The sequence below is a fragment of the Saccharopolyspora sp. 6M genome (genome assembly GCF_020176775.1).
Lineage (GTDB): Bacteria > Actinomycetota > Actinomycetes > Mycobacteriales > Pseudonocardiaceae > Saccharopolyspora_C > Saccharopolyspora_C gregorii.
The window spans coordinates 1-10,895 of record NZ_JAIUJZ010000260.1 but is presented as its reverse complement, the minus strand read 5'-3'; the positions used below and the strand labels follow the sequence as shown (position 1 = coordinate 10,895).

The 10,895-nt window shown below is 73.1% G+C and carries 11 protein-coding genes; all 11 read left to right on the top strand.

The window, feature by feature from the left end:
* On the top strand, positions 1-662 hold a 662-nt coding region (locus LCD31_RS26710), incomplete at its 5' end, for an MAB_1171c family putative transporter (RefSeq protein ID WP_308015873.1).
* Positions 663-984: 322 nt separating this feature from the next.
* A complete protein-coding gene (locus LCD31_RS26705; protein ID WP_224962575.1) occupies positions 985-2,178 on the top strand; it encodes a sedoheptulose 7-phosphate cyclase in 1,194 nt (397 codons plus the stop codon).
* The gene (locus LCD31_RS26700; RefSeq protein WP_224962573.1) at positions 2,175-3,188 is read left to right on the top strand and encodes an ROK family protein; all 1,014 of its coding nucleotides are present in this window, start codon (positions 2,175-2,177) and stop codon (positions 3,186-3,188) included. The genes LCD31_RS26705 and LCD31_RS26700 overlap by 4 nt, the downstream gene beginning before the upstream one ends.
* Entirely contained in the window at positions 3,185-4,303 is a 1,119-nt protein-coding gene (locus LCD31_RS26695) for an alcohol dehydrogenase catalytic domain-containing protein (protein ID WP_224962572.1), read from the top strand. The genes LCD31_RS26700 and LCD31_RS26695 overlap by 4 nt, the downstream gene beginning before the upstream one ends.
* Positions 4,303-5,052, top strand: coding sequence for an SDR family NAD(P)-dependent oxidoreductase (locus LCD31_RS26690; RefSeq protein WP_224962570.1), 750 nt, complete (start codon positions 4,303-4,305; stop codon positions 5,050-5,052). The genes LCD31_RS26695 and LCD31_RS26690 overlap by 1 nt, the downstream gene beginning before the upstream one ends.
* Positions 5,049-5,825 carry a sugar phosphate isomerase/epimerase gene (locus LCD31_RS26685; protein WP_224962568.1) on the top strand — a complete coding sequence of 259 codons (777 nt, stop codon included), beginning with the start codon at positions 5,049-5,051 and terminating at the stop codon, positions 5,823-5,825. Before LCD31_RS26690 ends, LCD31_RS26685 begins: the two co-directional genes overlap by 4 nt.
* Positions 5,822-6,496 (top strand): HAD-IA family hydrolase, encoded by a 675-nt coding sequence (locus LCD31_RS26680; RefSeq protein ID WP_224962567.1) that lies wholly within the window; start codon positions 5,822-5,824, stop codon positions 6,494-6,496. Before LCD31_RS26685 ends, LCD31_RS26680 begins: the two co-directional genes overlap by 4 nt.
* A complete protein-coding gene (locus tag LCD31_RS26675) occupies positions 6,493-7,668 on the top strand; it encodes an acyltransferase (protein ID WP_224962565.1) in 1,176 nt (391 codons plus the stop codon). The genes LCD31_RS26680 and LCD31_RS26675 overlap by 4 nt, the downstream gene beginning before the upstream one ends.
* Before the next feature lie 73 nt (positions 7,669-7,741).
* Positions 7,742-8,749 carry a zinc-binding dehydrogenase gene (locus LCD31_RS26670; protein WP_224962563.1) on the top strand — a complete coding sequence of 336 codons (1,008 nt, stop codon included), beginning with the start codon at positions 7,742-7,744 and terminating at the stop codon, positions 8,747-8,749.
* Positions 8,750-8,784: 35 nt separating this feature from the next.
* Positions 8,785-9,570, top strand: a complete 786-nt coding sequence (locus LCD31_RS26665) for an alpha/beta fold hydrolase (protein ID WP_224962561.1) — start codon at positions 8,785-8,787, stop codon at positions 9,568-9,570.
* 30 nt (positions 9,571-9,600) lie between these two features.
* Positions 9,601-10,794, top strand: coding sequence for an MFS transporter (locus LCD31_RS26660; protein ID WP_224962559.1), 1,194 nt, complete (start codon positions 9,601-9,603; stop codon positions 10,792-10,794).
* Positions 10,795-10,895 lie beyond the last annotated feature (101 nt).

Here is a 10,895-nt window from a genome sequence, read left to right as displayed (position 1 = left end):
GGGCGCGGCTCGGTCTGCTCGCGTACGGGGCCGGGTTCTGCCTGTCGGTTCTCGTGCTCTGCCCGTTGGCGGCGTTCGCGGCCTGGACGGGGGAATCGTCGCCGTTGTCGGTCGCGCCGCTCGTCAGCGGGGTGCAGGCCGGGTGCTTCGCGGTGGGCGTGTCCGCCCCGCTGTGGGCCGAGGTGCGCGGGACCTCGGCCAAGCGCCGGGTTCTGCGGCGCCTGCTGCCGTTGTGGGCGGAGATCACCGCCGGCGTGCCGGAGGTCCGGCGTGCTCCGTTCGCCGCCGCGGGGCGCGAGGTGTTCCGGTCGCGTGCCGCCGTGGAGCTGGCGTGCTACCGGCTCGTGATCGAGATCCGGGACGCGGTGCTGCTGTTGAGCGGGCACTGCTCGGCCGAACTGGTCGAGCGGGCGCGCGCGCACGTGGTGTCGGCAGGGGTGCCGCCGGACCGGGTGGCGGCGGCGGTGCTGGCGTGCTGGCTGCGGGCGGCGGAGGACGTCCGGGCGCGGGGCGCGGTGGCGGCCGGGAGTGCGGTGCCGCTGCCGGGAGGGGCTGATCTGGAGTCGGAGATCCGCTTCCTGCTGGTGGTCGCCGAGGAGTACGGGGCGGTGCCGGCGCTCGACTTCCGCCGCGCGGAGCGTTCGCAGCCCGCGGGCCGCTGAGCGGCGTCCCGTGGCCGGTCCGCCCCTGGACCAGGGAAAACAAGTCACCTCCCGTTGTCATCCATTTCAGTTGACGGCACTCATCCGCTGTGATTAGCATTAGGCCGCGCGACGTAAGCGGATATGGATGATCAGGGGTATCAGCTCCGCTCGCGCAACTGGGGAGTTCGGTCGACCGAACTGATCGTCGGCAGCGCAGCCGACCTGATCCGGCGAGGGCACGACCCCGCCCGGATCCACCCACCTACGAATTCGGGAGCGCACCTCCGCGCGCCCGGACCGCGCGTCCGGGCGGCGGCACCACCACTGGGAGGACTCTGTGATGTCCGCGAACTCCGGAGGCACCGCGAAGATCGGCACCGACTGGCGGGTCCGCGCCCGGCAACCGGTCGGCTACGACGTCCGCGTGCTCAACGGGCTGCTGTCGCCGTCGAACCCGGCGCTCGCCGAGGCGTGCGGAACCGCGCCCGGCAGGTCGCCGCGATGCCTGCTGATCGTCGACGACTCCGTCGACGTCCTCCACGGCGACCGGCTCCGCGCCTACTTCGAGGCGTGGTCGATCGACGTGGAGTGGCACGTGGTCCCCGGCGGCGAGCAGTCCAAGAACCTCGACGAAGTCGTCGCCATCACCGAGGCGATGACCGGGATGGGCATCCTGCGGCGCTCGGAGAAGGTCGTCGCGGTCGGTGGCGGCGCCGTCCTCGACGTCGCGGGCATGGCCGCCGGGCTGTACCGGCGCGGCGTCCCCTACGTCCGCGTGCCCACCACGCTCATCGGCCAGGTCGACGCCGGGATCGGCGTCAAGACCGGCATCAACCACGGCACGCACAAGAATCGGCTCGGCAGCTACTACGCGCCCGAAGTGGCGCTGATCGACCCGGAATTCCTGCGCACGGTGCCGAAACGGCACATCGCCAACGGGCTCGCCGAGATCGTGAAGATGGCGCTGATCAAGGACGCGGCGCTGTTCGACCTGCTGGAACTCGCCGTGCACGACCTGGACGCGGCCGCGTTCGCCGACGGCGAGCCGGGCGGCCCCGCGGTGGAGATCATGTCGCGGGCGATCGGCGGCATGCTCGACGAGCTGGAACCGAACCTGTGGGAAGAGGTGCTGGAGCGCTCGGTCGACTACGGCCACACCTTCAGCCCCTCGCTGGAACTGCGGGCCGACCCGCCGCTGCTGCACGGCGAAGCCGTCGCGGTGGACATGGCGGTGTGCGTGGCGCTCGCGCACAACAGGGGGATGCTCGGCACCGCGGACGCCGACCGGGCGATCGGGCTGCTGCGGGCCGCCGGCCTGCCGGTGACCGACCCGGTGTTCACCACCGACCTGCTCGTCGAAGCGCTGCGCGACGCGGTGAAGCACCGGGACGGCGAGCAGCGGATTCCGCTGACCGACGGCATCGGTTCCGCGACCTTCGTGCACGACATCACCCGCGAGGAACTCGGCGAAGCGCTCCGGTTCGTGCGGGAGCGGGCCGGATCGGACACCGTTCTGGTGCGTGCGGCGCGATGAACCCGATCACCGTGATCGACGTCGGCGGCACCCGGCTGCGGGCCGCCGACTGGACGCCGGAGCACGGGCTGGCCGAGATCACCGAGACCACCCCGCCCAGCATCAGCAGGCGTCCCGGCGCCGACGTCGCGCAGCTGCGGGCCGAACTCGTGCGGGACCTGTGCGCCGCGGTGCCGGCAGGCCGCGTCGCCGGGATCTCCTTCGGCGCCGCGCTGGACCACCGGACCGGCACCGTGCACGCCTCGGCGCCGCTGTGGGGTTCCTGCGCGGAGCCGTTCGACCTGCTGGGCGCTCTGCGGTCCGCGCGCCCGGACGTGCGCTGGCACGTCGTCAACGACGTCACCGCCGCACTGCTGCACGCCATCACCGGGCCCAGGTACGCGGACGACCGCAAGGTGCTGCTCGCGACGATCAGCACCGGCATCGCCTGCCGCACCGTGGACCGCCGCCGCGGCGAGATCCCGGTCGACGAGTGCGGTCTGCAGGGCGAGATCGGGCACCTGCCGGTCGCCGCGTCGTGGCGCGGCGAACCGCTGCACCTGCCCTGCGACTGCGGGGTCGACGACCACCTCTCGGCGTTCGCCTCCGGGCCCGGAATCCGCCGGGTCGCGGAGGAGGTCCGGCGCCGCGATCCCGCCGGATGGCGGAACTCGGCACTGGGGGGCGCCGAGGACGGCACCGCGTTCGAGGACGCGTTCCGCGCCGCGCTGGACCACGGCGACCGGCTCGCCACCGCGCTGCTGGCCGCCGTCACGGCACCGGTCGCCGACCTGCTGCGCACCGCCGTGTGCCTGGACCCGGAGCTGGACCACCTGGTGCTGACCGGAGGCGTCGTCGCCGGGCTGGGCGAGCACTACCGCGGCGCGGTGCTGGCGCACCTGGAACGCGCCGGCACCTACCTGACCGGCGACCGCGTCCCCGGCTGGGCGGCGCGGCGGCTCGTCGTCGACGACGCGAGCACCTCCGGCGGGCTCGTCGGAGCGGGACTCGCGGCGCGGGAGGGCAGATGACCCGGACGCACCGAGCCGTGGTGCGCGACGGCACCGGCATCGCGGTCCGGCACCGGCCGACCCGGCCGCCCGGACCGGGAGAACTGCTGCTGGGCCCCGAAGTGGCAGGCCTGTGCGGCACCGACGTCCAGATGCTGCGCGGCATGCGGGACGACCCGGCCGAGGTGATCGGCCACGAAGGCATCGCGACCGTGGTGGCGGCCGGGCCCGGCGTCGCACCGGAGCTCGCCGCGGGCACGAAGGTCGTGGTGAACCCGACGCACCCCACCGACCCCGCGTTCCTGCTGGGGCACAACGTGGGCGGACTGCTGCAGGAGCGGACCTGGATACCGGCCTCGGCCGTCGACGCGGGCCTGGTGCTGCCGCTGACCGCGGTGCCGGAGCCCGACCTGGCGGCGCTGCTGGAACCGCTCGCGGTGGTGCGCTACGCGCTCTCGGCGCTGCGCCGGTTCCGCCCGCGCACCCTCGTCGTCTTCGGCGCCGGGACGGTCGGCAGGCTCGCGGTGCGCGCCGCGCGTCGATGGCTGGCCGAGGCCGAGCGGATCGTCCTGGTGCGGCGCACCACCGACGACCTGCCGCCGGAGCCGGTGCACGCGGTGTTGGAACCCGGCGCCGACCTGGCGGCGGAAACGGCACCGGGGCCCGTCGCCGTGCTCATCGCCACCCCGCGGGACGCGACCGTCGGCTGCCTGGAGGCGGCGATCGCGGCGGCAGCGGGCCACGAGCTCGCGGTCGACCTGGTGGGCGGCCTGCCACCGGCGGCGGGCACGCCGGTGCTGCCCGGTGCCGACCTCGTCGCGCTCCGCGCCGCCAACCGAGCGGGCACACCCGACCCGCCCGAGCACGCCGCGCTCAGCACCACCACCGGCGACCGCGTGCACCTGTTCGGGCACCGCGGGGTCGGCAACGAGCATTTGCGGATCGCCGCCGACGAGCTGGTGCGCGCCCCGGAACGCTACCGCGACCTGGTCACGCACGGCACCGACCTCGACGGAGCCGCCCGGATCATGCGCGAGCTCGCGACCGGCCGCGGTCGCGACATCGACGGCCGCCGGCTGGTGAAGCTCGCCGTGCGGATCTCCGCTCCGCAACCCCGACACCACGAGGAGAACTGATGGCAGACGTTTCCGGACCGGTCCGCGCGCTCGTGGTCGGCGGTTCCACGGGCATCGGCCGCGGCATCGCCGACGCCTGGGCGAAAGCGGGCGCCGACGTCGTCGTCGCGAGCCGCAGCGAACCCGATGACGCCGCGCTGGGCTGGGCGCAGCTGGACTTCACCGAACCCGACCAGGCCCGGCAGGCCCTCGCCGAGGTCGCAGGCGCGGGCCCGCTGCACGCGGTGTGCTTCTCCGCGGTGCACTACGGGACGAAGCGGGCGCTGTTCCGCGACGTCACCGAACAGGAGTGGCGCCGCCAGGTGGACGTGAACCTGCACGGCCTGTGGCTGACGCTGGCGGCCACGCTGCCCGCACTGCGAGAAGCAGGCCCCGGGCTGCTGCTCGGGGTCTCCTCCGAAGTGGTCTACAACGCGGGACCCGGCCGGTCCGGTTACGCCGCGACCAAGGCGGCGGGCACCGGCCTGCTCCACTCGCTGGCCCAGGAGGAGGACGCCGCGCGGCTGCGGATCGTGCAGGTGCTGCCCGCCGGCATGGTCGACACCCCGGGCATCCGCCGCCGGCGGCCGGAGGACTTCGACTACGGCGACTACATGCGCCCGGCCGGGTTCGGCGCGGTCGCCACCGAGATGCTGCGCACCCGCGGCGGCGAGCACCACGGCGACAGCCTGGTCGTCGACGCCGACGGCGGCTGGCGTTCGGTGCGCGAGCAGCCGCCGGAGTCGCAGAGCCGCGGGCTGGGTTCGTGAACCGGCCGCTGATCGGGCTCACCGGCTGGCGCGTCGACGCCGACGGCGCGGACGTGCTCACCCTCGCCGCGGAACTCGGCGCGGACGGGGTGCAGCTCGACCTCGGCGGTCCGGGACGCGGCGCACCGCTCGACGAACCGGGGCGCATCCGGCGGATCCGGGAGACCTCGGCCGCCACCGGAGTCCGCGTGCTGGGGGTAGCGGTGAACCTGATGAACGACATCGGGCTCACCTCCGCCGACCCCGCGGTGGTGCGCCGCACCGTGACCCGCGCCTTGGACGCGGCGCGGGAACTGGAGGCACCGCTGGTGTTCGTGCCGAGCTTCCGGCGCAGCGCGATCACCGGCCCCGCATCGTTGTCGGCGACCGCCGAGGTGCTGCGCTGGGCGAGCGCCGAAGCCGCCGCCCGCGGCCTGCTGCTGGCCAACGAGAACGTCCTCGACGTTCCCGCGGCCGAGCGGCTGCTCGACCAGGTCGGCGCGGAATCCTTCCGGCTGCTGCTCGACACGGCCAACCCGCACCAGGCGGGCGTGGACGTCGCGGCGCTGGTCGCGGCGCTCGGCGACCGGTTCGCCGACCAGATCCACGTCAAGGACGGCGGCGACACCGAGTCCGCTCTCGCCGCGGTCCGCGCGCGCGGCGGGCACGTGCACGCGCTGGTGCTGGAGAACGACCACCGCGATGGCGACCGGGCACGGCTGCGCGCCGACCTGGCTCGGCTGCGCGGATACGCCGACACCCTGAACCGACGACCGAGCGAGGCCCGGCCATGACCGAAGAAGTGCTGCTCACCGCCGAGGCGCTGCTGTTCGACATGGACGGCACGCTGGTCGACTCGACCACCGTCGTCGAACGGACCTGGCACCGCTTCGCCCGCCGCCACGGGCTCGACGGCGCCGAGATCCTCGCCGACGCGCACGGCAAAAGGACCGGGGAGACCGTGGCGCGGCACCTGCCCGCCGGCGGCGACGTGGCCGCGGAGACCGCCCGGCTCGTCGCGGAGGAAGTGGCCGACGTCGACGGGATCGTGCAGATCCCCGGAGCCGCCGAGCTGCTGGCGAGCCTGCCCGCGGGCCGCTGGGCCGTGGTCACCTCGGCAGGCCGCGAACTGGCGCGGCGGCGCATGGCGGCGGCCGGGCTGCGGCTGCCCGACGTGGTCGTCAGCGCCGAAGACGTCCGACAAGGAAAACCGGATCCGGAGGGGTATTCGCTCGCCGCCCGGCACCTGGGGGTGCCACCGGAAGCGGCGATCGTGTTCGAGGACGCCGAGGCAGGCCTGCTCTCGGCACTGGCCAGCGGGGCGCGGGCGGTCGTCGTCGGCGCCCACGGCGGGCGGGTCGCCGCAGACCTGCCCCGGGTCGCCGACCTCGACGCGGTCACCGCCTCCAGCGACGGCGAACGCCTGCGGGTCCGACTCGAAGAAATGAGGACCGCACGACCATGACGCAGACCTGGGGGATCACCGAGCGGGACCGCACCTCGCGGTTGCCGTCCTTGACGAGCATGCGGTTCATCTCCGCGCTGCTCGTGTTCTTGTTCCACGCTTCCTGCACGACGCCGCCGTGGACGTTCTTCGGCGACCCGGCGCAGGCGAGCGCGTTCAGCACCGTCGCCGCCGACGCGGGCCGCATCGGCGTCGCGTTCTTCTTCATCCTCAGCGGATTCGTGCTCACCTGGTCCAGCGACTCCGTGGGGGACGTGCTGGACTTCTGGCGCCGCAGGTTGGTGAAGGTGTTCCCGAACCACCTGGTGACCTGGGCGCTGGCGCTGGTGCTGTTCAGCGGCGGCACCGCGGCGGCCGGGACGGTGTTCGCCAACCTGTTCCTGCTGCACCCGTGGGTGCCGGACTACGACACGTTCCTCAGCGTGAACGTGCCGAGCTGGTCGCTGGGCTGCGAGCTGCTGTTCTACCTGGCGTTCCCGGTGCTGTTCCCGCTGATCAAGCGGATTCCCGCGGCTCGGCTGTGGGCGACCGCGATCGGGCTGATCGCGGCGGTGTTCGCGGTGGCGTTCGTGGCGCAGTTCCTGGTGCCCACCGAACCGGGGCTCCCGGAGGCGAACTCGCCGGGCTCGGTGTGGCAGTTCTGGCTGGTGTACTTCCTGCCGCCGGTGCGCGCGCTGGACTTCGCGCTCGGCATCGTGCTGGCCAGGATCGTGCTGAGCGGGCGCTGGATCGGGCTCGGCTTCGGGACCGCGGCGTTGCTCACCGCCGGCGGGTACGTGCTGGCGTCCTTCGTGCCGTGGGTGTTCCACCTGAACGCGGTCACGATCATCCCGCTGGCGCTGCTCATCCCGGCGGCCGCGTGCGCCGACGTCCGCGGCGGCCGCTCGCCGCTGCGGGGGCGGTTCCCGGTGTGGCTGGGGGAGATCTCGTTCGCGTTCTACATGGTGCACGCGCTGGTGCTGAGCGGTACCCGGGAGCTGCTGGGGCCGGACGCCTACTTCGGCTTCTGGGCCGCGAGCGGTGTGGTGCTCGCCGAGCTGGTCGTCTCGGTGCTGGGCGCGTGGCTGCTGTACACCGCCGTCGAACGGCCGATCATGCGGCGCTTCGGCCGCCGCCGTCCGCCCGCGGCGCCTGTGGAGTCCGTCCCCGCCGAACCCGTTCCCGCGAAGTGAGGTGCGCATGTCCCGTTCCACCGACATGACAGGCCGGGTTTCGCCCGAATCGCCCGAGCGCGAGTCGTCCGCGATGTCCGCACTGGTGCTGGAAGCTCCCGGGGTGGTGCGGGAGCGGCGAATTCCGGTGGCCCCGCCGAGCCGCGGGAACTGCCTGATCCGGATCAGCCGGATCGGCCTGTGCGGCACGGATCTGGGTTTCTACGACGGATCGAGCAATTACCTGCACGACGGGTTGAAGTCGTTCCCGTTCGTGTTCGGCCACGAGTGGAGCGGGCGGATCGTCGAAACCGGTTCCGGGGTCGTCGGGTTCGAAGTCGGACAGCGCGTTTCCGGGCACAATTTCCGCCCTTGCGGGAACTGCCCCGCTTGCGGACGCGGCGACCTCAGGTACTGCCCGGGTCGCAGCGAGATCGGCGTGCTCGGCCAGGCGCAGGGCGCCGCTGCCGACTACCTCGAAGCCCCGGCGGACACGCTGGTCCGGATCCCGGACTCGCTCGGCGACGACGTCGCCGCGCTGCTGGAACCCGCCTCGGCCGCGCTGCACGCGGTGCGGCGGCTGGCGGTGACCGGTGCGGACCGGGTGGCGGTGCTGGGCGCGGGCACGCTCGGTGTCGTAGCGGCCCAGTTGTGCCGTGCGCTGGGCGCGCGGGTCGACGTGTTCGACCCGCAACCGGAGCCGCGGGAGCTCGCCGCGGAACTCGGCTTCCCGGTCTCGGTTCCGGAGAACGCCGAAGCGGACCGCTACTCGGCCGTCATCGAGGCATCGGGTTCGGTGGCCGCGGCCAGGTCCGCGCCGGTGCTGTGCGCACCGGGTGCCCGAATGGCGCAGCTGGGCACTCCGCACCATTCGGTGGACGGATTTCCGGTCGCCGACCTGGTGATCAAGAACGTCACGGTGCACGCGGTCCTCTCCGGGATCGGGTGCTGGGAAGAGTTGATCAAGTTCGTGGAAAGCGGTCTGGTCCGGCTGGATCCCTTGGTAGATTCCGCTTTCTCCCGTTCGGAAGTCGGTGCCGCCTTCCAACGGCTTGCCAGCAGCGGTCGCCGACGTCCGAAGATCCTGATTCGGATGTCCTGACGGTGACCGGACGAGAAAGGAGAAGTGAACTCATCGTGAGCACAGTTTCGATCCCCGGCGCGGTGGTGCACTACACGACGCACGGCGCGGGGCCAGGACTCGTCCTGGTGCACGGGACCGGAGCCGATTCGGTCGCCAACTTCGGCCACCTGGTGGACCGGTTCACCGACCGGCACACCGTGATCACCCCGGACTACGCGGGCAGCGGTGGCACCGAGGACGACGGTGGTGCGATCACCCTCGACGCGCTGATCGAGCAGGTCGCCGCCGTCATCCGGGACAACGGTGGCGAGCCGGTGGACCTCGGCGGGTTCTCGCTCGGCGCCGTCGTCGCGGCCGGGGTGGCCGCCAAGCACCCCGAACTGGTGCACCGGCTGGTGCTCATCGCCGGCTGGCAGGACTCGACCGATCCGCGCCACCAGCTCACCTTCAAGCTGTGGCGCGACCTCGCGGACCTCGACGAGTCCTCCTACGCGCGACTGATCACGCTGCTGCTGTTCACCCCCGGCTTCGTCAGCCGGATGGGCGTGGAGGCGCTGGCCGAGTTCGTGGCGGGCACCAAGTGCTCGGACGGCACCAACCGGCAGATCGACCTGGGGCTCGGCATCGACATCAGCGACCTCACCCCGAAGATCCAGGCGTCCACGCTGGTCGTCGGCTGCACCCACGACCAGCTGGTGCCCGTCGGGCACTCCCGGGAACTGCACGAGTCCATCGAGGGCAGCACCTACGCCGAGATCGACAGCGGACACCTGGTCGTCATGGAACGGCCGGACGAGCTGGTGGACCTGGTCCGCGGATTCCTGCACCCCGAGAACTGACCGACGACCACCGCTCCGCGAGGTTCGCCCATGCCCATTCCCGTGTTCGCACTCATGCTCGGCGTGTTCTGCGTCGGCACCGCCGAGGTCGCGATCTCCGGACTGCTGCCGAACGTGGCGGCGGACCTGGCGGTCAGCGTGCCCTCGGCGGGTCTGCTGGTCACCGGATACGCCCTCGGCGTGACGGTGATCGGGCCCGCGGTCACGCTGCTGACCACGAAGGTGCCGCGCAAGGCGCTGGTGCTCGTGCTGATGGCCGTGTTCACCGCGGGCAACGCCGCCGCGGTGGTGGCGCCGGACTACGGCGTGCTGATGGCGGCGCGGGTGTTCACCGCGATGAGCCACGGGACCTTCGTGGCGGTCGCGTTCTCGCTGGCCGCCGCGATCTCCGCGCCGGACAAGCAGGGTTCGGCGATGGCGAAGATCGCGCTCGGGTTCAACCTGGCGAACGCGCTCGGCTCCCCGCTGGGCACGTTCGTCGGGCAGCGGTTCGGCTGGCGGTTCACCTTCGTCGCCATCGCGCTGGTGGCGGGGCTGACCATCGTGCTGATCGCGCTGTTCATGCGGCCGCCCGCGCAGCAGCGGGCGGCCACCGGGCGCGAACGGCTGCGCCAGGAGGTCGCGGCACTGCGCAGTCCGGTGCTGGCGGTGGCGGTGGTGGTCACGGTGCTCGCCCAGGGCGCGGTGTTCACCACTTCCACCTACCTGGTGCCGATCTTGCAGGAGGTCAGCGGGTTCGCGCCCGCGTCGATCTCGGTGCTGCTGGTGGTGTTCGGCGTCGGCTCGGTGGTCGGGAACTTCGCCGGTGGCAAGCTCGCCGACGGGGACGTGGGCCGGGCGGTGCTCGCCGTGCTGGCCGTGCTCACCGCGGTGTGCCTGGTGTTCTGGCTCTGCGGTCCGGTCCCGGCGCTGGCGGTGGCGGCGCTGTTCCTGTTCGGTGCTTCGGGCTTCTCCATCATCCCGAGCCTGCAGGCGCACATCCAGCGCATCGCGATCGCCGCGCCGACCCTCGCGTTGTCGGTGAACGTGTCCGCGTTCAACCTGGGCAACGGGTTCGGCGCCTGGCTCGGCGGGCAGGTGCTCGACCTCGGCTGGGGGACCGGGGCGGTGCCGCTGACCTCCGCCGCGGTGTGCGGGCTCGCGCTGCTGCTGGCCGTCGCCTCGCACTGGTGGCGGAACCGGTCGAGCGGCGGTGACCGGGTCGCGGTGGAATCAGCGGTGTGACCGGCGGGCGGGGGGGGGGGGCGGCGGCCGCGCCCGGCCGGGGGGGGGGGGGGGGGGGGCGGGGGGGGGGGGGGGCCGCGGGGGGGGGGGCGCTGCGGGGG

What these genes read in the sequence shown, in the direction of transcription:
- LCD31_RS26705 (WP_224962575.1), top strand. Translation starts at nt 985, where the DNA reads ATGTCCGCGAACTCCGGAGGCACCGCGAAGATCGGCACCGACTGGCGG.
- LCD31_RS26690 (WP_224962570.1), top strand. Translation starts at nt 4,303, where the DNA reads ATGGCAGACGTTTCCGGACCGGTCCGCGCGCTCGTGGTCGGCGGTTCC.
- LCD31_RS26675 (WP_224962565.1), top strand. Translation starts at nt 6,493, where the DNA reads ATGACGCAGACCTGGGGGATCACCGAGCGGGACCGCACCTCGCGGTTG.
- LCD31_RS26700 (WP_224962573.1), top strand. Translation starts at nt 2,175, where the DNA reads ATGAACCCGATCACCGTGATCGACGTCGGCGGCACCCGGCTGCGGGCC.
- LCD31_RS26660 (WP_224962559.1), top strand. Translation starts at nt 9,601, where the DNA reads ATGCCCATTCCCGTGTTCGCACTCATGCTCGGCGTGTTCTGCGTCGGC.
- LCD31_RS26695 (WP_224962572.1), top strand. Translation starts at nt 3,185, where the DNA reads ATGACCCGGACGCACCGAGCCGTGGTGCGCGACGGCACCGGCATCGCG.
- LCD31_RS26680 (WP_224962567.1), top strand. Translation starts at nt 5,822, where the DNA reads ATGACCGAAGAAGTGCTGCTCACCGCCGAGGCGCTGCTGTTCGACATG.
- LCD31_RS26670 (WP_224962563.1), top strand. Translation starts at nt 7,742, where the DNA reads ATGTCCGCACTGGTGCTGGAAGCTCCCGGGGTGGTGCGGGAGCGGCGA.